This is a genomic window from Actinosynnema sp. NPDC050801, assembly GCF_040673975.1.
GTDB lineage: Bacteria > Actinomycetota > Actinomycetes > Mycobacteriales > Pseudonocardiaceae > Actinosynnema.
In genome coordinates this window covers 532,155-553,720 of sequence record NZ_JBFAQZ010000002.1, presented here as the reverse complement: position 1 = coordinate 553,720, position 21,566 = coordinate 532,155, and the positions used below count along the sequence as shown (strand labels likewise).

The window sequence follows — 21,566 nt, the reverse complement described above, 5'->3', positions numbered from 1 at the left end:
CACGCCCCCGCCAAGGAAGGGAGCGTTCATGACCACCGCAATGCTGCTCGACGCCGAGGAGACGGTGGCGCGCTGGCGCGCCGGGCTCGACGAGTGGGACAACCCGGCCGGTCCGCTGTTCGCCAACGGCGAGTTCGCCGAGGGCGACATCGTGGCGTGCAACCCGCCGGGCAGCCGCTGCTCGTCGTGCACGGCGTCCCGACCGGTGTACTGCTGCTGACGATGGCACCCGACGAGGTCGGCGAGCTCGACCGAACCCTGGACTGGCTGCTCGGTCCCGCACTGGACCGGCTGGCCCGCTGTTTGGCCGAGGTCGCCGACCTCGGCGCCGCCGAGGCGGACGCCGTGCTCGACGCCGCCCGCGACGCGCTGCTGGACACCGTGCGTCGCAAGGTGATCCGCGTGATCGTGCTGGAGCTGAACGCGGCCCGCGTGACGGGCAGGCTGGTCGCCGACGACCCGGCGGGCCGCTGGGCGGAGTTCCTCGCGCAGGCCGCCGCACCGGCGTTCTGGCACGACCTGACCCGCCACTACCCGCACCTCGTGACCCGGCTGCACGCCGTGGTGGACAACCGGGTGAGCGCCGTGCACGCGATGGCGTCGCGGTTCGCCGCCGACCGGCACCGGCTGCGCGAGCTGCTCGGCGCGGACGCGGGCGAGCTGCGCGAGGTGGAGTTCGGCGCGGGCGACAGCCACCGCGGCGGCCACACCGTCACGCTGCTGCACTGCACCGGCGGCACGGTGGTCTACAAGCCGCGTCCCATGCGGGTGGACCAGCGGTTGGCCGACCTCCTCACCGTGCTGACCGACGGTGAGCACGCCATCCGGGTGCCGCGCGCGATCGTGGCCGACGGCTACGGCTGGGCCGAGCACGTGGTTCACCGGTACTGCGAGACCGACGCCGAGCTGGACGCCTTCTACCGCAACCTGGGCCACTGGCTGGCGGTGATGCGGCTGGTGTCCGGCACGGACCTGCACGCGGAGAACATCATCGCCTGCGGCCCGGTGCCGGTGGTCGTGGACTGCGAGAGCGTCTTCACGCCGCGGCCGCCGCACCCGCCGACCGGCGCGGGCGAGGCCACCGACCTTATCGCCGAGCAGCTCAACGGGACCGTGCTGCGGACCGGTCTGCTGCCCGGCCGGGGCGCGGGCCTGGGTTGGCGCGGCGTGGACGGTTCGGCCATGGGCGGGTTGCCCGGCGAGCAGCCCGACATCGGGTTGCCGGACCTGGTGGGCGCTGGCACCGACACCGCGCGCGTCGCGATCGTGCCGCAGCAGTTGCCGCCCACGCGGAACCTGCCCAGCCCGCAGCCCCGACTGGCCCGCCACTGGCCGCGGGTCGTCGCCGGGTTCGACGAGATGGCCGACCGGATCACGCGCCTGGACCGCGAAGGGCGGCTCGCGCCGCTGCTCGCGACCTTCGCCGACTGCGTGGTGCGGGTGATCGTGCGCGACACCGAGTCCTACACCGAGCTGGCGCGGATGCTGTGGCACCCGGCGGGTCTGCACGACCAGGACGCGGCGGAGCGCAAGGCGCGCGCGTTGCTGGCGCGGCACTCGATGAACACGCGCGGGCCGGGCGACCCGGACGTGCACGCCGCCGAGGTGGCCGAGCTGCTCGACGGCGACATCCCGGTGTTCACCACGACACCCGCCGAGGGGTGGCTGCACACACCCGGTGGTCTGGTCTGCGGGCCCCGGGTCGACCAGGTCGAGCTGGCGCTGCGCAACTGGCGCACGGCCGACCTCGCGCTGGAACGCCGCGTCACGCACGCCGCGCTCGTCAGCGCCTACCTGAACCAGGGCGCGGAACCCGATCTCCGCCGGATGACCGCACCACCGCCCGATCCGTCCTCTGTGGATGGTCGACGCCGGGCGCTGGCCGCGCGGCTGGTGCGTGAGCTGGCGCAGGAGGCGGTGCGCGGCGGTGACGGCACGGCCACCTGGTTCGCGCCGATCCTGGACCGCTCCGGGTGGCAGACCACTCCCCTGACCCCCGACCTGTACGGCGGCACGTTGGGGGTCGCCGTGCTGCTCGCGGCCTACCGCCGGGAGGTGGCGGCGGGACGTGCCGACTCGGTCGACGGCGTGTCGGACCTGCTGGACGCGACCGTGCGGACGGCCGGGCTGACCCAGCGGTGGTGGGCCGCGCAGGCAGAGCACACCCGCCGTCGCCCCGATCCGGTCGGCGGGTACATCGGCCTCGGCTCGCAGGTCTGGTGCTGGCTCACCCTGCACCGACTGGGCCTGGACTGCCTGGCGGACGCGGAGTTCCTGGCCGCGCAGATGCCCGCCGCGATCGCCGCGAGCGAAGGCCCGGACCTCGTGGTGGGCACGGCGGGCGCGATCGTGCCGCTGCTGGTGCTCGCGTCCCGCGCCGGCGAGGCGCGGTGGGTGGACCTCGCGCTCGAAGCGGGCAACCGGCTGGCCGCCGAGGCCCGCACCGACGGCGGCCGGACCCGGTGGGCCGCGCCGAACTGGCCCGACGGCATCGGCGGGTTCGCCCACGGCGCCACCGGCATCGGCTGGGCGTTGGGCAGGCTGGCCGAGGTCACCGGCGAACGCCGGTTCGCCGCGCTGGCCGAGGGCGCGGCGGCGTACGAGGAGACCTGGTACGACCCGGCGCGCGAAGCCTGGGTGGACCCGCGCGAGCCGGACACGATCGCCGCCGCCTGGTGTCACGGCGCGATCGGCGTCGGCCTGGCCACCGACGACCCGGACGTGCTGCGGCGGGCGGCGGCGTCGGGGCTGCGCGACGGCACCGGTTGGACCCACACCCTGTGCCACGGCGACCTGGGCACGTGGGAGCTGCTGGCGAAGGCGCTCGACGCGGGCGTCGCGCCGGCGGGGCTCGACCGGGCGACGGTGGACGCGATGGCGATCGGCAGCCTGGAGGCCAACGGCCCCACCACGGGGCTGGCGCGCGAGGTGTACTCGCCGAGCATCATGTCCGGCTCGGGCGGCATCGCCTACCAGCTGCTGCGGCTGCACCCGGACTGCGACCTGCCGTCCGTGCTGCTCCTGGCCGACGGCCCGTCATGACCTCGACCGGGGCGGCCGGGGCAACGGGGGTGGCGGGGGCAACGGGGGTGGCGGGGGCAACGGGGGTGGCGGGGGAACCGGACCCGCGCGACGGCGCGCTCGTCACCCCGCACTGGCAGCTCGACGACACCGCCGCCACCGCGCCCCGCCGCGTCCTGCGCGGCCTGCCGTCGGCGACCTGGCCCGTCCTGCGCATGATCCGCCAAGCCGCGCCCGTGCCCGCCGTGGCCGTCGTGGTGATGCAGGTCGTGTCCGGGCTCGCGGCGGCGTTCGGGTTGTTCGCCACGACCGGTGTGCTCACCGAGCTGCTGGCCAGTGGCGCGGCGACCGAACGCGTGCTGGCCGCGTTGCCGGACCTGCTGCTGGTCGGCGCGGCGTTCGGGCTGCGCGGCGCGATGGACGTCGGCGTCTCGCTGGCCCACGCGCGGATCACGCCCGCCGTGCGGCGGTTGGCCGAGGAACGGCTGTACGCGGCCAGCCTCGCCGCCGACCTGGCCGCGTTCGACGACGCCCGGTTCCACGACCGGATGCACCGCGCCCGCGACCGCGGTCTGTTCTTCCTCGAACGCGCGGCGGACAACCTGGTCGAGCTGATCGGCGCGGTGCTCGGCATCGTCGCCGCGACCGGCAGCCTGGCCGTGCTCCACCCGGTCCTGGTGCCCGTGCTGCTGCTGGCCGTGCTGCCGGACGGGTGGGCGGTGCAGCGGGCGGCGAAGCTCGCCTACGCCAGCGTCGGCCGGACCGTGGCGCTGGACCGGCGCGTGCAGATGGTGTCCGACCTGGCCACCGAGCGCGAACCCGCCGCCGAGATCCGCGCCTACCAGGCGGAGCCGTTCGTGCTGCACGAGTACCGGGTGGCCGCGGACCCGTTGCGGGACGAGGACGTGCGGCTCGCCGTCGCGCAGGCGCGCGTGCGGGGCATCGGCCGTGCGTTCGCCGGGCTCGGCCTCGCCCTCACCTACGTGGTGCTGGGCGGCCTGGTGCGCTACGGCTGGGTGCCGCTGGCCGTCGCGGGCACGGCGGTGATCGCCATCCGGGTCGCCACGACCGCGTTGAACCGGCTGGTGCTGGCCGCCAACCAGCTCGTGGAGCAGGGCATGTACGTCGCCGACTACCAGGGGTTCCTGGCCTCCGCCGAACGCTCCACCCACCGTGACGGCCTCGACTCCCCGATCGACCCCGGCCGGGTGGCGCTGGACCGCGTCACGTTCCACTACCCCGGCAGCGCGCGACCGGCCGTGCGGGACGTCTCGCTGGCCGTCCGGCCCGGCGAGACGATCGCCCTGGTCGGTGAGAACGGCTCGGGCAAGACGACGTTGGCCAAGCTCATCGCCGGTCTCTACGCGCCGACGTCGGGCGCGGTCCGGTGGGGCGACCACGACATCGCGCTGGTCGACCGAAGCCGCCTCGCCGACCGGGTCATGATGGTGCTCCAGGACCCGGTCCGCTGGCCGCACACCGCCCGGGTGAACGTCCGGGTCGGCCGGCACGACCGGCTCGACCCGGACGGGCTGGCGCTGCGGGACGCGGCGGCGCAGGCGGGCGCGCACGAGGTGGTCGACCAGTTGCCGGACGGCTGGCACACGTTGTTGTCGAAGCAGTTCCGGGGCGGGGTGGAGCTGTCCGGCGGCCAGTGGCAGCGGCTCGCCGTCGCCCGCGGCCTGTACCGGGACGCGCCGCTGCTGATCTGGGACGAGCCGACCGCGCCGTTGGACGCCAAGGCCGAGTTCGCCGTCTACGAGTCGTTGCGCGCGCTCGCCGAGGACCGGACGGTCGTGCTCATCACGCACCGGCTGGCCAGCGTGCGGCACGCGGATCGGATCCTCCTGCTGCACGACGGAGAGCTGACCGAGCAGGGCACGCACGCCGAGCTGCTCGCCCTGGGCGGTCGGTACGCGGACCTGTACGAGTTGCAGAGCCGGATGTACGCCGATGCTTGAGCTGGTCGGGCCGGCCGACCCCCGGTACGGGTGGTCGCGGAGCCAGTTCATCGGACGCTCGCACGAGGTGTTGCCGCGCGAGGTGGCCCGCTGCTCCTCGGCCGCCGACGTGGTCGCCGCGCTCGCGCTGGCCCGTGACCGCGGGTGGCCGTTCGCCGTCCGGGCCGGCGGGCACAGCAACGCCGGTCACTCCAGCACCACCGGCCTGCTGCTCGACCTCACGCCGTGCGATCGGATCCAAGTGGCGGATGACCTGGTCACGGTCGGTGGTGGTGTCCGGATCGGTCGGTTGTCCGCGGCGTTGGCGGCGGTGGGCAGGCTGGTCCCGGTCGGGTCGTGCCCGTCGGTCGGCGTGGTCGGCGCGGCGCTGGGCGGCGGGTTCGGCAGTCACGGCCGCCTGCACGGGCTCACGTGCGACGCCCTGGTGTCCGCCGAGGTCGTGTTGGCGTCGGGGCGGGTCGTGACGGCGTCCGAGCCCGAGGAGCCCGACCTGTTCTGGGCGTTGCGCGGCGCGGGCGGCGGCAACTTCGGCGTGGTGACCCGCGCGACGTTCCGCACCGTGCCCGCCCGGCCTCGCACGCACCTGCGCCTGGCCTGGGACTTCGGCCACGCCGCCGCGCTCGTCCGGTGGTGGCAGCGGTGGGCTCCGGACGCGCCGGACGCGGTGTCGGTCGAGCTGGTCGCGCTCGGCCCCGAGTTCCCGGACGAGGAACCGGTCGCGATGCTGGTCGGTGCCGCACCCGACCGTGCCGCGGTGGATGCGCTGGTCGCTTCCTTCGGCGTGGCACCGGCGTTCGCCGAGGTGGTCGACGTGTCCGCCGCCGACGCCGTGCTGCGGCACGCCACCCCGCACTCGGCCGTCGCCCTCGACCCGGACGGCATCCCGCTCGTGCACGACCGGCCCGGCATGTCCACCGCCAAGACCGAGTTCTTCGACCGACCGCTGCCCGACGACGTGGTGGCGGACCTGCTGGCGCACTTCGTCGCCGACCGCGAGCACGGCGAACTGCGGGAGATCGCGTTCACGCCGTGGCGCGGCGCCTACGGTCGGATCGCGCCCGACGCGACCGCGTTCGCGCACCGCGACCCGGCGTTCCTGATCAAGCACACCGTGCTGGTCGGTCCGAACGGCGCGGCCCGGCGCGGGCCGGAGGTGCTGGACCGGCTCGCCGCCGCGTGGGCCATCACGCACCCTTGGGGCACGGGTCGGGTGTACCCGAACTTCCCCGACCCCGCTCAAGTCGACTGGCTGACCGCCTACTACGGCGCCAACGCGGACCGCCTGCGTGCCGTGAAAGCCCACTACGACCCGGACGACGTGTTCCGGTTCGCCCAATCCGTCCCGGGCGCCCCGGCGACCCGCCGCTGACACTCCGGCGTGGCGGTCAGGTCACCGGACCGCCGTCGCCCGGGTCACCGGACCGCCGACGTACCGCCGCCGGCCCGGTCGTCGGCTCAGTTGTCGGCTCAGTCGTCGGCTCAGTCGTCGGAGAGGTCGATGTCGGCGAGGTCGTCCACGCCGACCACGTCCTTGTCGTTGAACACGACCACCACGCCCAGCTCCGTCAGACCGGGCACGCGGCACTCGGCGAACCGGACCAGCCAGTCGCGGCCGGGGTGGAAGGTGAACTCGGGGTCGGCGACGGCGTCGGGACCGTAGCCGGGGCGTTCGCGGAGGTGGTCGTCCACGGCCTCGCGGGCGGTGGCGAGCAGGCGTTCGCGGTCGTCCAGGACCGACCCGATGAACGCCAGGTCGAGGTCGGCGGTGGTCGCCGGTTCCTCCACCAGCACGCTGACCGCCGTCCCGGCGGCGGTCGTGTTCCAGCACAACACGCCGTAGGGGGTGTCGTCCACCGGGGACAGCTCGCCGAAACCGGGAATCGTGATCGTCACCCCGCGATCCTATGCGCCGCTCCCGGGCCGGACCGGAACCGGGCCGCCGACCGCGCGAGAACCGGTCGCCCGCTCCCTTGACGGCGGCACGACAGGTGAAGTTCGCTGTGGGAGAGCGCTCTCCCACAGTTTGTCGACGACCCGCGGCCGGGGCACACCGGCCGCGGGCCACCCCTGCCTGGAGTCGCCATGCCCGAAGCGCTCGCCCGGCACCGCCGCCGGGTCCTGCCCCTGCTCGCCGTCCTCGTCGCCCTGACCGCCGGGCAGCTCGCCGCGACCTCGCCACAGGCGCGGGCGGCCGGGGTCCTGCTGTCGCAGGGCAAACCCACCACCGCCTCCTCCACCGAGAACGCGGGCACCGCCGCGTCCGCCGCCACCGACGGCAACACCGGCACCCGCTGGTCCAGCGCGTTCACCGACCCCCAGTGGTTGAGCGTCGACCTGGGCGCCACCGCGGCGCTGGACCGCGTGGTGCTCACCTGGGAGGCCGCCCACGCGACCGCGTTCCAGTTGCAGACCTCGGCCGACGGCGTCACGTGGACCACGATCCACACCACGGCCAACGGCGCCGGCGGCACGCAGGACATCCCCGTCACCGGCACCGGTCGGCACGTGCGCCTGTTCGGCACGGCCCGGGCCACCGGCTACGGCTACTCGTTGTGGGAGTTCCAGGTCTACGGCACGACCGGCACCGCCGCGGGCACGCCGATCTCCCAGTACAAGCAGGTCACGGCCTCCACCTGGGAGGGCGGCAACGCGCCCGCCGCGGCGCTCGACGGTCGCACGAACACCCGGTGGTCCAGCCAGTTCGCCGACAACCAGTGGCTGCGCGTCGACTTCGGCGGCGTCGCCACCGTCAACCAGGTCGTGCTGAACTGGGAGGGCGCGTACGCCAAGGGCTACCGGATCGAGCTGTCGAACGACGCCGTGACCTGGACCCAGGTCTACGCCACCACCACCGGCGCGGGCGGCACCGAACGGCTCGCGGTCGGCGGCACCGGCCGTTACCTGCGGTTGTTCGCCACCGCACGCGCCACCGGCTACGGCGTGTCGCTCTGGGAGTTCCAGGTCTTCGGCACCGTGGACACCTCCGCCGCCACGCCGCCGTTGCTGTCGCCGCCGACCAAGGCGCCCGCGGTGACGGGCCGGTTCGCCCTGTCCGCGCCCGCCGACCAGGCGATGATCACCGGCACCCGGCGTCCCGCGTTCTCGTGGGCGGCCGTGCCGGGTGCGGTGCGGTACCAGGTGTGGCTGAACGTCAGCCGCACCGACTACGACTTCACCGCGTCCGGCAACCTGATCGACCTCTACACCAAGGTCGCCGAGCCGACGGGCACCGGTTACACGCCGTCGTGGGACATCGCCGACCGGTGGACGTACAAGTGGTTCGTGGTCGCGGTGGACGGGTCCGGGGCGACCAGCGCGTCGAACATCCGCACGTTCAGCGTGTACCTGCCCGCGGTGACGGCCGTGGCCGACGGTGTGCGGGTGGTGAACGGCAGCCGTGACCTGAACAAGAACGGCTCGGTCGAGCCGTACGAGGACTGGCGGCAGCCCGTGGAGACGCGGGTGAACGACCTGCTCGGTCGGATGACGATCGAGGAGAAGGCGTACCAGATGTTCTACAACGCGCAGGTGTTCCCACGATCGGGGTGGCACTTCGGGCCAGCGGAGGCGCAGGACCTGCACACCGCGCTGCTCGGGTCGAGCGGGACGCGGCTCGGCATCCCGTTCGTGTCGGCCGGTGACACGATCGCCGGGTACAAGACGACGTACCCGTTGCAGAGCGCGTTGGCCGCGGCGCGGAACTACCCGTTGGACTACAAGCTCGGCGACATGCAGCGGCGTGAGCAGCTGGAGGTCGGCACGCGCGGTGTGCTGGGGCCGTTGGCCGAGGTGGGCACGAAGGTGCTGTACCCGCGCATCCAGGAGGGCAACGGCGAGAGTTCCGAGGTCGCCTCGGCTCAGGTGCGGGCGCTGGTGGCGGGTCTGCAGGGCGGGCCGGAGCTGAACCCGGCGTCGGTGCTGGCGACCGTGAAGCACTGGCCGGGTGAGGGTGCGGGCGGTGAGGCGTTGATCGTGTACGACGCCGTGACGATCAAGTACCACCTGGCGCCGTTCCGGGCCGCGATGGAGGCGGGCGCGGTCAACATCATGCCGGGGTACGCGGGCAGTTCGCTGCTCGATCCCGGCGGTCCGGGCGCGGGTGACAGCGCGAAGATCCTCGCGTACCTGCGGCAGAACCTCGGGTACACCGGTCTGATCACCACCGACTGGTTGCCGTCCGGCTCGTGGGTCGGTGCGGCGAACGCCGGTTCGGACGTGATGGGCGGCGCCGACCCGGGTGCGCCGGGTTTCACCATCGGCGGGTTCACCTCGGCGGTGCCGGCGGCGCGGATCGACGACGCGGTGCGGCGCGTGCTGCGGCTGAAGTTCAAGCTCGGCATCTTCGAGAACCCGTACGGCGACCCGGTCAACGGGCCGTACCGGTTCCACAAGCCCGAGTACGCGGCGTTGGCCAACCAGGCGTCGCGTGAGGCGATGACGTTGCTGAAGAACACCAACGGCGTGCTGCCGGTGCGGCTCAACCGGGGTGACAACATCGTGGTGGCCGGACCGCGTGCCGACGACACGGCCGCGTGCTGCATCTGGACCAGCTACTTCCACCAGGAGTACGGCTCGCAGACGATGTTGGAGGCGATCCACACCCGTGCCGCGCAGGCCGGGGTGAACGTGCACAAGGACACCGGCCCGTCGCCGAAGCTGGCGATCGTCGCGGTGGGCGAGACGTCGTACACCCACGCGACGAGCTGGCCCAAGGAACAGCCCTACCTGCCGCCGGACCAGTTGGCCCTGATCCGGGACTTCCACCGGCAGGGCATCCCGGTCGTGGTCGCACTGGTCCTGCCCCGCCCGTACGAGATCACGGAGTGGCACGACCTGGCGAGCGCGATCGTCGTGACCTACCGGGGCGGCGAGGAGATGGGTCCGGCCCTGGCGTCCCTGCTGTTCGGCGACTACACCCCCACGGGCAAGCTGCCGTGGCAACTGCCCCGCGCCCTGACCGACGTCCTGCGCCCCGGCGGCACCGACGTCCCGGCCGATGCCGTCGAGCACTGGGACGTCCCGTACGACCTGGGCGCGACAGCCGCCGAACGTGCCGACATCCGCGCCCGCATCGACTCGGGCGCACCCGTCCCGTCCACCTACGGCACCCCGCTCTACCCCTTCGCCTCGGGCCGGACCACCTTCTAACCCGCGAGTCGAACACTCAGGTCCCGCGAGTCCTACGTTCGCGTCGCGCGTGTCCTACGTTCAGAACACCCGAGTTCAACGCTCAGAACACGACCGGCTGTTCTGAGCGTTGAACTCGGGGTACGCGAACGTAGGACACGCGCGTTCTGAACGTAGGACACGCGCGTTCTGAACGTAGGACACGCGCGGGGTGGAGGTAGGACTCTCGGGGTTAGGTGGAGAGGGTGGCGATGCGGGTGCGGAGGGTGGATTCGGCGTCGCGGAGTTCGCGGGCCGGGGTGCCCAGGCCCGTCATGGCCAGGCGGCGGCGTTCCAGGCGGTCGGAGCGGTAGCGGGGGAAGGCGAGTTTCAACGCGCAGTCGAGCATGCCCAGGTGGTAGCGGAGGAGTTCCACGATCCGCTGCGGCGGTGGTGGTCGGTCGGTCTGCCACACGAGGTCCGCCGCCCAGCCGCACAGCCTGCCGTACTGGGCCGCGACGGCACGGCCGCTGCGCGCGACCTCCCACGGCGTGTCACCCGGCTGGGCGCAGTCGACGATGATCGCCTCCGCCCGCTCCTGCAACGCCACGGCCTGGACCACGACCTCCAGCAACGCACCCAGCCGCACGAGTTCCGCCGTTGCCGGGTCGAGCACCACGCTCGTCGGTTCGGCACGGCCGTGTGCCCTGCGCAGGCGTATGCGCACGCCTCACGGTACCGCGCACACCGGCCGGCCGACCCACCGTAACGATCAAGACGCCCGCCCGGCCGGCGGTGGCGGGTGGCTGCCCGGCGTGACCAGGCCGCTGTGGAACGCGGCGGCGATCGCCTGGGCGCGGTCGCGCAGCCCGAGCTTCATCAGGATCCGCCCCAGGTGCGTCTTCACCGTCGCCTCGCCCACCACGAGGTGCACGGCGATCTCCGGGTTCGACAACCCGTGCGCCACGAGCACCAGCACCTCCCGCTCCCGCGCCGTCAGCTCGCCCATCTCCGCCGACGTCGGCAGCTGGTGGCGCGGCCGGGCGGCGAACTCGCGGATCAGTCCTTTCGCGACGGTCGGGTCCAGCCACGCCTCGCCGGACGCCACCGCGCGCACCGCGTCGACCAGTTCCCGCGGCACCGCGTCCTTGAGCAGGAACCCGGACGCGCCCGCGCGCAACGCCGCGTACACGGCCTCGTCCACGTTGTAGGTCGTCAGAATGATGATCCTGGTGGCGTGGTCCTCGCCCGCCGGGTCGGCGTCGATGATCCGGCGGGTCGCCTCCACCCCGTCCACGCCCGGCATGCGCACGTCCATCAGCACCACATCGGGGTGCAGCTCACCGGCCCGGGCCACGGCGCCCGCGCCCTCGTCGGCCTCGGCCACCACCTCGATGTCCGGCTCGGCGGCGAGCAGCATCGCCAGACCGGCGCGCACCAACGGCTGGTCGTCCACCAGCATCACCCGGATCACCGGTGTTCCCGCACGACCTCGCCGGTGGCCGGACCGGCAACCGGGCCGGCCACCGGCAGCACGGCTGTCACCCGGAACCCGCCCGCCGACGACCGCTCCGCCGCCAACCGCCCGCCCACGATCGCCAGCCGCTCCCGCAGCCCCGCCAGACCGTGGTTGGTGGACAGCGCCCGCTCGGGCCTGCGCCCCCGGCCGTCGTCGCTGACCTCCACGGTCAACTCCTCCGCCGCCCACCTCAGCCGCACGTCCGCCTCCGCGCCCGTGCCGACGTGCTTGGTCACGTTGGTCAACGCCTCCTGCACGACCCGGTACGCGGCGAGGTCCACACTGGCCGCCAGCCGACGCGGCTCCCCCTCCACCCGCGTGTGGACGCGCACCCCGGCCGCCGCGATCGTGCCGATCAGGTGCTCCACGTCGGCCAGGCCGGGCTGCGGCCGTCCGGTCACGCCGCCGGCCGCCTCCTCGTCCTCGTCGCTCAGCTGCAACGCGGTCAGCATCCGGCGCAGCTCGCCCATCGCCTGTTCGCCGGCGTCCTCGATGTGGCCCAGCGCGTGCCCGACGCGCACCGGGTCGCTGTCGAGCACCCGCCGCGCGCCCGCCGCCTGGAGCACCATCACGGTCACCGCGTGCGCCACGATGTCGTGCAGTTCGCGCGCGATGCGGGTGCGCTCGCCCATGACCGCCTCGTGCGCCTCGACGCGGCGGCGGAACTCCAGGTCATCCGCGTGCTGCCGGCTCAGCCGGGCCCACCGCCCGCCGGCCCACACGCAGCCGTACACCAGCAGGTAGAACACGAGCGTGGCGTAGGTGGCGACCATCCACGCGTCGGGCGGCCGGGACGCGGCCTCGCGCAGGCCGGCCAGCACGGCGAGCACGGCGCACGCGAGCAGCGCGCCGGCCGACACCCGCGCCTGGCCGTAGAGGGCGACGGTGAACAGGGCGACGCACGGGATCGCGGTCGGCTGGAACTCCAGCTCGCTCGTCGGCGTGACGAGCACCGCCCACACCCACACGGCCCCGAACACCACCACCGGGTGACGGCGGCGCACGAGGAGCGCCGCGAACCCGATCACGACCAGGGCGACGAAGAACCACATCCCCGCGCCCACCGGTTTGCGGCTGCTCACCGCGGAGAACAAGAAGACGTCCACCGCGGCGGCCGACGCCGCCAGGGCGACGTCGACCACCGCGGCGCGGGACAACCACCGAGGCCGCCCCTCCCGGAGCACGCGCCCGGCTACTTCCGGCACGTCGGCAGGAGGTCGCACGGGTCGCCCGGCACGAGACCGTCCTCCGGCTCGTCGAACACCGGCCTGCGCTGGTCGGCCTCCACCTCGGGCACCAGCCGCAGCAGTTCCGGGGTGACGGCGTCACGCGAGCCGGCCGGGACGGCGCCCAGCGACTCCAGGGCGGCCCACAGGTCGCCCTCGTGCTCCTTGAGCGCCTCCTCCAGCCGGCACTCGGTGAACTCGCCGACGGTCGGCTCGTGCCGCGAGTCGTTCGCCGTCCGGATCAGGGCGAACCGATGGCCCCTCCCGCCGGGCAGCGTGCCGATCACCACGTGTTCGGCGACGAGCCGTTCGACCCGGCCGCCCTTGCCCAGCGGCAGCGGCAGGACCAGGAGGTCGATGCCCTCGATCGCCTCGGCGATGCCGTCGGTCGAGAGCGGGACGAGCACGCAGGCCGGTTCGGTGAGCAGCCCGGTGGCCAGGTGGCCCTCCCCGGGCTTCTCCTCGAAACCGCGTGCCTGGACCGACACCACGAGACGCACGTTGGAACTGGTCACTATTCCTCCCCTTGGTCACGCGTTCCCGCGTTCGACGCGCACCCATTTCCCCACGCGCCGCGAACAAGGGAACCACCCCCTCCCACGGATATCGTCCACCCTGCGTCGGAGCTTGACGATCCCCCTCCCGGCTTACCTCGATCGGGCGACGCAGCACGGGAAAGCGGACCCGGTGAATCCACCCGGGGACCGACGAAATACCCCTGCCGGAATCGGAACCATTGCCGTCGAAAGCCACTGGGGGAAAGCGGATCACCAACGGAGGTCCATGTGTCCACGGAACCTGTTCCGCGCGGTCGTGCGAGGGCGTTGTCCGAATGGGAGACGGCGCACTGGAAATCACTGCCCGCCGCGCAGCAGCCGCCGTGGCCCGATCGCCGGGCGCGGGCATTCCGCGCTCGGCTGGCACGGCTGGACGGTCTGGTCACGGTGGCCGAGGTGGCGGCGCTGCGCGCGGACCTGGCCGAGGTGGCGGCGGGTCGGCGGCTCGTCGTGCAGGCGGGCGACTGCGCCGAGCCGTTCGCCGAGTGCGGGCCGGCGCACGTGACGCGCAAGGCGGCGCTGGTCGACCGGTTGGCCGAGGCCCTGGGCGGGGACCGGCCGGTGGTGCGGGTCGGCCGGTTTGCGGGGCAGTTCGCCAAGCCGCGGTCCCGGCCGACCGAGGTGGTCGACGGGGTGGAGCTGCCGGTCTACCGGGGCGACCTGGTCAACGCGCCGCAGCCGGACGCGCGGGCCCGGCGGGCGGACCCGGCGCGGCTGGTCGCGGGCTACCACGCGGCGCGGACGGTGACGGAGTTCCTGCGCCGCGCGCACCGGGGAGTGTGGACCAGCCACGAGGCGCTGGTCCTGGACTACGAGCTGCCGATGGTGCGGCGGGACGAGAGGGGCGTCCCGCTGCTCACCACGACGCACTGGCCGTGGGTCGGCGACCGCACCCGTGCCGTCGACGGCGCGCACGTGCGGTTGCTGGCGTCGGTGGCGAACCCGGTGGCCTGCAAGGTCGGCCCCGGCACGGGCCCGGACGAGCTGCGCGCGCTGTGCGAGCGGCTCGACCCGGAGCGCGAGCCGGGTCGGCTGACGCTGATCGCCCGCCTCGGCGCGGACCGGGTGTCCGCGCTGCTGCCGCCGCTGGTGGCCGCGGTCCGGGCGGCGGGCCACCCGGTGATCTGGCTGTGCGACCCGTTGCACGGCAACACGGTCACCGGTGCCGGTGGTCGCAAGACCCGGTTGGTCGACACGGTCGTCCGCGAGGTGGCGGACTTCCTGGCGGCCGTGCACGTCGCCGGCGGTGTGGCGGGCGGACTGCACCTGGAGACCACGCCGGACGAGGTCGCGGAGTGCGGTTGGGACGACTTCCCGACCGGCTCGTACACGAGTCTCTGCGACCCCCGGCTCAACCCCGGACAGGCGCTCGCCGTGATCGCGGCGTGGCGGTCGGTCCGGCTCTGAGGGGGGAGAACAACCATGCGCAACAACGTGATCGTGACGCCGCCGTGCACGTTCCGCACGGCGGAGGACTTCGCCGACCTGGCCGGCGACACCGTGCTGGGCGCGGTCCGCTACGCGAACCGGGCCGGTCCACCGCGCTGGGAGCACGGCCGCCCGGTCCTGCGACTGCACATGGCGCGGCCGGGTGAGCCCGAGGTGGTGGAGGTGTGGTCCACCGAGGGGCGGCAGGTGCGGGCCGGCGAGCACAAGGGCCTGCTCTACGCGCACGACGACGAGGTGCTGTTCTGCGCCGGGTGGATCGGCCCGTCGGAGAACTGCGGCGAGGCGGCGCACGCGGCGTACCTGGCGGCGTTCGAGCTGGTCGAGCGCCTGGGCTACCGGAACGTGTTCCGGATGTGGAACGTGCTCGAAGGCATCACCGACCTCGGCGCCGACGGCACCGAGGTGTACCGGGAGTTCTGCGCCGGCCGGGGGCGGGCGTTCGACGAGCGCGGCCACGCCATGCCGGCGTCCACCGGCATCGGCGCGCTCGGCGGCGGTGTCGCCTTCTACTTCCTGGCGCACCGGTCGCACGAGGCCGTGCACCTGGAGAACCCGCTCCAGGTGCCCGCGCACGAGTACCCGGCGGAGTACGGGCCGAGGTCGCCGAGCTTCGCCCGGGCCACGTACCTGAGGCCCGCGCACGGCCGGGGCCCGCTGTACGTGTCGGGCACCGCGAGCATCCTCGACCACGCCACCGTCAGCCCCGGTGACGTGGCCCGCCAGGTCCAGGTGACGCTGGCCAACATCGCCGCCCTCATCGGCGCGGACAACCTCGCCGCGCACGGGATCGAGGGCGGTCACCGCCTCGACGACCTGCGCGCGATCAAGGTCTACGTCAAGCGCCCCGAGGACGTGCCGACCGTGCTGCGGCTGTGCCGCGACGAGTTCTCCCGGCGCGCGGACCTCGCCGTCTTCACCGTCGACGTCTGCCGCCCGGACCTGCTGGTCGAGATCGAAGGGATGACGCCGTGAACCGAGAGGAACACCCCATGCCGACCGACCCGCCCGCCGTCCGGATCCTGGTGGTCACCGACGGCACGGCGAGCTTCGACCGGGCCGACTTCGGCCTGGCCGCGCTCGTGGACGTGCTGCTGACACCGCCCGGGCCCTGGGCCCGGTTCGAGGTGACCAGGGCGCACCGCGAGGACAACCTGCCCGCGCTGTCCGCCGACATCGCGGAGTTCCGGTTCGACGCGCACGACCTGGCCGAGTACGACCAGATCTGGCTGTTCGGCGTGGCCAGGGCACCGCGGCCGCCGTTGGACGAGACCGAGCTGCGGGCGATCGCGGAGTTCATGGACGGCGGTGGCGGCGTGTTCGCCACCGGCGACCACGAGGACCTGGGCGTGTCGATGTGCGGCGACGTGCCGCGGGTGCGGAGCATGCGCAAGTGGCACTGGCCGGACCCCGGGCCGAACGGCGAACCGGTCGCGCCGTCGATCGACGGTCCGGACCGCAACGACACGCTGTCGGCGGGCCACGACCCGCTGTTCCGGCTCAACGACCAGTCCGACGACATCCCGCAGGTCATCACGCCCCGGATGTACGCCACGTCGGACTCGCCGAGGTGGGCTCACCGGGCCTTCCCGCACCCGCTGCTGTGCGGGCCGCGAGGCACGATCCGCGTGCTGCCGGACCACCCGCACGAGGGCGAGTGCTACGTCCCGGACGACCTGACCCGGTCGTTCACCTTCGCCGGGTACGAGACGACCGAGTACCCGGCGGGTCTGGCGCCGGAGGTCGTGGCGTGGTCCACGCTCAACGCCCGGGCCGCGGAGCTGGACCCGCGCAAGGGCCGGTTGAACGCGGGCACGTTCGGCGCGATCGGCGCCTACGACGGGCACCAGGTCGGCGTGGGCCGGGTGGCGGTGGACGCCACGTGGCACCACTTCTTCAACGTCAACCTGGTCGGCGACCCCACGGTGCCGCAGGACCCGGTCAAGAGCGTCGGGTTCGCCGCGTCGGAGGCGGGCCGGGCCGCGTACGAGGAGATCAAGGCCTACTTCCGCAACATCGCGGTGTGGTTGGCCCGGCCCGCCACCCAGGAGGCCATGTGGTGGCGCGCGGCGCTGGCCACCCGGTGGCACCACCAGGTGGCGATGGACATCCGGCCCGCCCTGGTGGGCGCTCCGGAGAACCTGGACCTGGCGGAGCTGCTGAGGATCGGCGCGGACGCCCGCGAGGTGCTGGCGGCCACCGTCACCAGGGCGGACACGTTGCAGTGGGCCGGCCGGTACGGCGTGGGCGCGGTCGACGCGGGTCTGTGGGAGACGGTCCGGCCGCATCTGGACCCGTGGCGGCCGCGGGCCGGTGAGGAGCAGGCGGGCCACCTGCCGAACCTGGTGACGTCGATGTTGCCGGAGCTCGTGCTGGACGCGGTGCTCGGCGCGGTCGTGTACGCGGTGGCCGCGGCGTTCCCGGAGCCGACCCGGGAGGCCCGCGACCGGGCGGCCGACGTCGACTGGGCCGCGACGGTGCGCCCGCACCTGGACCGGGCGCTCGACGTGGTCGCCGAGCAGGTGGCCCGCACCGACGAGCGGTTGCGGTCGCTGGGCGACGCGCTCACGACCGCGCGGCGTTCCGGCGCCTGATTGCGGCGCCTGATTGCGGCGCCCGACCTGAAGGTCTTGTTCCAGGGGTTCGACTAGGGGGATGACCGATGAGCAGGGAACTGACCAGCCCACCGGAGGCCGACCACGCACCGCCCACCGGGTCGCGTGCGACGTGGCGGGGCACGGCGTCGCGTGCGGTGGACGTCGTGCTGGACCTGGGCGTCCCGCTGCTGCGGGTCGCGTTGGGGGTGGTGTTCGTGTGGTTCGGCGTGCTCAAGGTCGCGGGCACGTCGCCGGTGGCCGAGCTCGTCGCCGACACCGTGCCGTTCCTGCCCGCGTCCTGGTTCGTGCCCGCGGTGGGCGTGTTCGAGGTGCTGGCGGGCATGGCGCTGATCGTGGCGGTCGCGTTGCGGCCGGTCGGGGCGCTCGTGGCGCTGCACCTGCTCGGCACGTTCCTCGTGCTGGTGGTGCAGCCGGAGGTGGCGTTCCGGCACGGCAACCCGTTGCTGCTCAGCACCACCGGCGAGTTCGTGCTGAAGAACCTGGTGCTGCTGGCCGCCGCGCTCGTGGTGGCACGGCACCACCGCCGACGGCGCTGAGACGCCGTGCCCGGGCCGCCGGCCGGTCAGCTCTGAGGGGTGCTGACCGGCCGGCTGCGGTCACTGCCCGGGCCGGACGTGCTCAGGAGACCGTGGGGGTCGCGGCGTTCCGCTCCGGCGTGTAGGTGAGGCAGTTGGCGGCGTGGTCGCCCTGCCCGGGTCCGACCCGCACGCCGGAGGCGGTGCACTCCAGTTCGCGGTTGTAGGTGCAGTCGGTGCGCGAGCACGCGCCGACCTGCGCGACGACCTTGGGCAGGCCGCCCTTGCGGGCGAGAGGGATGAACGTTCCGCAGTCGGCGGCGCCGTTGACACCGCTCACGGTGATCGCGAAAGCGTGACAACCGTCGTGGTTGTACGAACAACCCGTCACCGTGCACTCGTTGACGGCCGGCATTTCCGTGGTGGTCATGACCGCTCCTCTGGGCAGCAGTTTTCTACCCGGGACGGTGCCACCGACCACCGGACCCCGCAACACGAAATCATTGAGGCGAGCCTAACCTAAAAGCAGGAAAACGATTCGGATCAACGACCGGAAATGCGTTTTCCCGGTTTACCCCGGGATGGCGGTCGGGGTGTCCGGGGAGATGCCCCCACCGTCCGGGCGTCACCGCTCGGCGGCGGACTTCACCCGGGCCAGGGTGCGCTCGATGTTGCGCTGGTTCCAGGAGTCCCGGTCGCGCACACCGGTCGCCAGCACGGTCAGCGGCCGGAACCACGCCGGGCGCCGGTCCCACGTGCTCTCGGTGACGCGGCAGCCGGTCGCGGTCGGCTCGATGTCGTACTGCCAGCGCGACACCGGCAGCCCGAGCGAGCGGACCTCGAAGGCGAACCGGGTCGGCCCCGCGTCGGTCACCGTGGAGACCGTGCGCCAGACCCTGGGGCCACGCCGGTTCGCCCCGACGAAGCGCGCGCCCACCGCGGGCCCGGACGCCGGGGGCAGCCACCGACCACCCGAGTACTCCTCGGCCAGGTCCGCCAGCCCCCGCAGATCGCTCACCAGGGCGTACACCCGGTCGACGGAGGCGTCGACGTCGACGTGCGCCCGCACGTTCGGTTCGGTCACCGGAACCTAGCCGATCAAGCTACCCACCGGTAGCCCGCGTCACGGCGGAGCGGCCCGTCACCTTTCCGGCGCCCGGTTCGTCCTCCCGGCAGGAGGGGATGGATGCACGAACGACTGGCGGAACGATTCGAGGCGCACCGCCCGCACCTGCGCGCGGTGGCCCACCGGATGCTGGGCTCGCTGCCCGAAGCCGAGGACGCGGTCCAGGAGACCTGGTTGCGGCTGTGCCGGGTCGACGCCGACGAGGTCGACAACCTCGCCGCCTGGCTGCGCACCGTCGTCTCCCGCGTCTGCCTGGACGTGCTGCGCCACCGCCGTGCCCGCCGCGAGGACGCCCTCGACCAGGTGCCCGACACCGCCGCCGACGACGACCCCGAGGCGGAGGCCGTGCTGGTCGACTCGGTCGGGCGCGCCCTGCTCGTCGTCCTCGACACCCTCGGACCCGCCGAACGCGTCGCGTTCGTCCTGCACGACGCGTTCGCCCTGCCGTTCGACCGCATCGCGCCGATCGTCGGCCGCAGCACCGCCACCACCAAGAAACTCGCCAGCCGCGCCCGGCACAAGGTCCGCGGCGCCACCGCGCTCCCCGACACCGGACTCACGCGCGACCGGCACGTCGTGGACGCGTTCCTGGCCGCCGCACGCGCGGGCGACTTCGACGCCCTGCTCGCCGTGCTCGACCCCGACGTCGTCCGCCGCGCCGACCCCGCCACCGTCCCGCCCGGCACGGCCGCCGAGGTGCGCGGCGCCCACGCGGTCGCCACCGAGGCCGTCCTCCTCACCGCGAACGCACGCCACGCCGAACCGGCGCTGGTCAACGGGAGCGTGGGCATCGTCGTCGCACCGCGCGGACGGCTCCGGCTGGCCCTCACCGTCACCGTCCGGGACGACCGCATCGCCGCCTACGAGGTCATCGCCGACCCCGCCAGGCTGCGACAACTCACCATCACGGCACCCGCCAGCTTTTATCGTGACTTGAATCAAGTTCGCCAGTAAGGTCGGCCCCGGCTGCCGAACCTTCCCGACGCGTCCACGACCGCCCGGACCCCGCCGCCATCCGCGCGTGAGCGACACCTCGGGCAATCCCTGCGAAAGGACCACGTCCATGCAGTCCCCCGCACGACCAAGGCGCGCATCGACGAGGTGGGGCGCCGCGGGCCTCGCCCTCGCCACCACCGCGGCCGGCCTCGCGGTCGCCGTCGCCACCGCACCGGCGGCACAGGCCACCGTCCTGCCCAACGGCTTCAAGAGCGTCGGCTACCTGCCGTCCTGGGCCGGCAGCGTCAACTCCGTCCAGTACACCAAGCTCACCCACATCAACTACGCGTTCGCCCTGCCCAACCCGAACGGCACGCTCCAGGCCATCCCCGACCCGGGCAAGCTCTCCTCCCTGGTCACCCTGGCCCACAACAACGGCGTGCGCGTCTCCCTCGCCATCGGCGGCTGGAACGACGGCAACGACTCCGCGTTCGAGGCGCTGGCGGGCAACGCCACCAGCCGCACCACGTTCGTCAACGCCGTCGTCAACGCGGTCAACCAGTACAACCTCGACGGCGTCGACATCGACTGGGAGTACCCCGACCCCGGCACGTCGGCGAACAACTTCACCGCCCTCATGGGACAGCTCAGCACCGCCATGCACAGCCGCGGCAAGCTCCTCACCGCGGCCGTCGTCTCCGGCGGCGGCACCGCCGAAGGCGTCCAGGCCGCCGTGTTCGGCCAGGTCGACTGGCTGAACATCATGGCCTACGACGGTGGCAGCCCCCACGCCAACCACGACTGGTCCACCGGCACGGTCAACTACTGGAAGTCGCGCGGCCTGCCCGCCGCCAAGGCCGTGCTCGGCGTGCCGTTCTACAGCCGGCCCGACTACTACACCTACGCACAACTGGTCGCCATGGACCCGGCCAACGCCAACCGCGACTGCGTCACCGTCAACGGCGTGCAGCAGTGCTACAACGGCGTGCCCACGATCAAGCGCAAGACCCAGTGGGCCGTGGCCAACGCGGGCGGCGTGATGAACTGGGAGCTCTCCCAGGACACCACCGGCAGCACCTCCCTGCTCAGCGCCATCTACGACACCGTCACGGGCGGCACCACCCCGCCCGGTCGCACCGGCCCCGTCACCGGCATCGCGGGCAAGTGCGTCGACGTGGCGAGCGCGTCCTCGGCCAACGGCACCGCGATCCAGCTGTGGACCTGCAACGGCACCACCGCGCAGAGCTGGACCGTCGGCGGTGACGCCACGCTGCGCGCACTCGGCAAGTGCATGGACGTGGCCGGCGCCGGCACCGCCAACGGCACCGTCGTGCAGCTGTGGGACTGCAACGGCACCGGCGCGCAGAAGTGGCAGGCCGGCTCCGACGGCACGCTGCGCAACCCCGCCTCGGGCCGCTGCCTCGACGCCACCGGCCCCAGCTCGGCCGACGGCACCCGGCTCCAGATCTGGGACTGCTCCGCCACCACCAACCAGGTGTGGCGACTCCCCGCCTGAGCGCCCGACCGGGACACGG

18 protein-coding genes are annotated in these 21,566 nt (G+C 73.4%); 11 read left to right on the top strand and 7 right to left on the bottom strand.

The window, feature by feature from the left end:
- Window positions 1–28 precede the first annotated feature (28 nt).
- From AB0K14_RS07060 to AB0K14_RS07045, 4 genes are all read left to right on the top strand, one after another.
- Window positions 29–220: a DUF6229 family protein gene (locus tag AB0K14_RS07060; RefSeq protein ID WP_360463768.1), complete on the top strand. Its 192-nt coding sequence runs from the start codon at window positions 29–31 to the stop codon at window positions 218–220.
- Window positions 157–3,042 (top strand): type 2 lanthipeptide synthetase LanM family protein, encoded by a 2,886-nt coding sequence (locus AB0K14_RS07055; RefSeq protein ID WP_360463765.1) that lies wholly within the window; start codon window positions 157–159, stop codon window positions 3,040–3,042. Before AB0K14_RS07060 ends, AB0K14_RS07055 begins: the two co-directional genes overlap by 64 nt.
- A 65-nt stretch (window positions 3,043–3,107) precedes the next feature.
- Window positions 3,108–4,982: an ABC transporter ATP-binding protein gene (locus tag AB0K14_RS07050; protein ID WP_360463762.1), complete on the top strand. Its 1,875-nt coding sequence runs from the start codon at window positions 3,108–3,110 to the stop codon at window positions 4,980–4,982.
- Window positions 4,975–6,351 carry an FAD-binding oxidoreductase gene (locus AB0K14_RS07045; RefSeq protein ID WP_360463759.1) on the top strand — a complete coding sequence of 459 codons (1,377 nt, stop codon included), beginning with the start codon at window positions 4,975–4,977 and terminating at the stop codon, window positions 6,349–6,351. Before AB0K14_RS07050 ends, AB0K14_RS07045 begins: the two co-directional genes overlap by 8 nt.
- A 110-nt stretch (window positions 6,352–6,461) precedes the next feature.
- Here AB0K14_RS07045 and AB0K14_RS07040 read toward each other — a convergent pair whose 3' ends face one another.
- Window positions 6,462–6,875 carry a hypothetical protein gene (locus tag AB0K14_RS07040; RefSeq protein ID WP_360463757.1) on the bottom strand — a complete coding sequence of 138 codons (414 nt, stop codon included), beginning with the start codon at window positions 6,873–6,875 and terminating at the stop codon, window positions 6,462–6,464.
- Between the two features lie 189 nt (window positions 6,876–7,064).
- Between AB0K14_RS07040 and AB0K14_RS07035 the strand changes: the two genes are divergently transcribed.
- Window positions 7,065–10,130, top strand: a complete 3,066-nt coding sequence (locus tag AB0K14_RS07035; protein WP_360463754.1) for a discoidin domain-containing protein — start codon at window positions 7,065–7,067, stop codon at window positions 10,128–10,130.
- 211 nt (window positions 10,131–10,341) lie between these two features.
- Here AB0K14_RS07035 and AB0K14_RS07030 read toward each other — a convergent pair whose 3' ends face one another.
- The 4 genes from AB0K14_RS07030 to AB0K14_RS07015 are packed head-to-tail and all read right to left on the bottom strand — an operon-like array spanning window position 10,342 to window position 13,348.
- On the bottom strand, window positions 10,342–10,815 hold the full coding sequence (locus tag AB0K14_RS07030) for a hypothetical protein (protein WP_360465289.1): 474 nt from the start codon (window positions 10,813–10,815) through the stop codon (window positions 10,342–10,344).
- A gap of 45 nt (window positions 10,816–10,860) precedes the next feature.
- Window positions 10,861–11,562 (bottom strand): response regulator transcription factor, encoded by a 702-nt coding sequence (locus AB0K14_RS07025; protein WP_360465291.1) that lies wholly within the window; start codon window positions 11,560–11,562, stop codon window positions 10,861–10,863.
- Window positions 11,559–12,764, bottom strand: coding sequence for a histidine kinase (locus tag AB0K14_RS07020; protein ID WP_360465294.1), 1,206 nt, complete (start codon window positions 12,762–12,764; stop codon window positions 11,559–11,561). The genes AB0K14_RS07025 and AB0K14_RS07020 overlap by 4 nt, the downstream gene beginning before the upstream one ends.
- A 35-nt stretch (window positions 12,765–12,799) precedes the next feature.
- On the bottom strand, window positions 12,800–13,348 hold the full coding sequence (locus AB0K14_RS07015) for a hypothetical protein (RefSeq protein WP_360465297.1): 549 nt from the start codon (window positions 13,346–13,348) through the stop codon (window positions 12,800–12,802).
- 309 nt (window positions 13,349–13,657) lie between these two features.
- Here AB0K14_RS07015 and AB0K14_RS07010 point away from each other — a divergent pair, with 309 nt between their 5' ends.
- From AB0K14_RS07010 to AB0K14_RS06995, 4 genes are all read left to right on the top strand, one after another.
- Complete coding sequence (locus AB0K14_RS07010; RefSeq protein WP_360465300.1) at window positions 13,658–14,797, top strand: 3-deoxy-7-phosphoheptulonate synthase; 1,140 nt, start codon at window positions 13,658–13,660, stop codon at window positions 14,795–14,797.
- A 15-nt stretch (window positions 14,798–14,812) separates the two neighbouring features.
- The gene (locus AB0K14_RS07005) at window positions 14,813–15,811 is read left to right on the top strand and encodes an FkbO/Hyg5 family chorismatase (RefSeq protein WP_360465303.1); all 999 of its coding nucleotides are present in this window, start codon (window positions 14,813–14,815) and stop codon (window positions 15,809–15,811) included.
- Window positions 15,808–17,430 carry a hypothetical protein gene (locus AB0K14_RS07000; RefSeq protein ID WP_360465306.1) on the top strand — a complete coding sequence of 541 codons (1,623 nt, stop codon included), beginning with the start codon at window positions 15,808–15,810 and terminating at the stop codon, window positions 17,428–17,430. The genes AB0K14_RS07005 and AB0K14_RS07000 overlap by 4 nt, the downstream gene beginning before the upstream one ends.
- Window positions 17,431–17,498: 68 nt before the next feature.
- Window positions 17,499–17,990 carry a DoxX family protein gene (locus AB0K14_RS06995; RefSeq protein ID WP_360465309.1) on the top strand — a complete coding sequence of 164 codons (492 nt, stop codon included), beginning with the start codon at window positions 17,499–17,501 and terminating at the stop codon, window positions 17,988–17,990.
- An 82-nt stretch (window positions 17,991–18,072) separates the two neighbouring features.
- Here the strand turns inward: AB0K14_RS06995 and AB0K14_RS06990 are convergent, their stop codons facing one another.
- The gene (locus AB0K14_RS06990; protein ID WP_360465313.1) at window positions 18,073–18,399 is read right to left on the bottom strand and encodes a DUF1540 domain-containing protein; all 327 of its coding nucleotides are present in this window, start codon (window positions 18,397–18,399) and stop codon (window positions 18,073–18,075) included.
- A gap of 195 nt (window positions 18,400–18,594) precedes the next feature.
- Window positions 18,595–19,053 carry an SRPBCC family protein gene (locus tag AB0K14_RS06985; protein ID WP_360465316.1) on the bottom strand — a complete coding sequence of 153 codons (459 nt, stop codon included), beginning with the start codon at window positions 19,051–19,053 and terminating at the stop codon, window positions 18,595–18,597.
- A gap of 102 nt (window positions 19,054–19,155) precedes the next feature.
- Between AB0K14_RS06985 and AB0K14_RS06980 the strand changes: the two genes are divergently transcribed.
- Window positions 19,156–20,049, top strand: coding sequence for a sigma-70 family RNA polymerase sigma factor (locus AB0K14_RS06980; RefSeq protein ID WP_360465319.1), 894 nt, complete (start codon window positions 19,156–19,158; stop codon window positions 20,047–20,049).
- 109 nt (window positions 20,050–20,158) lie between these two features.
- A complete protein-coding gene (locus tag AB0K14_RS06975; protein WP_360465322.1) occupies window positions 20,159–21,547 on the top strand; it encodes a glycosyl hydrolase family 18 protein in 1,389 nt (462 codons plus the stop codon).
- Window positions 21,548–21,566 lie beyond the last annotated feature (19 nt).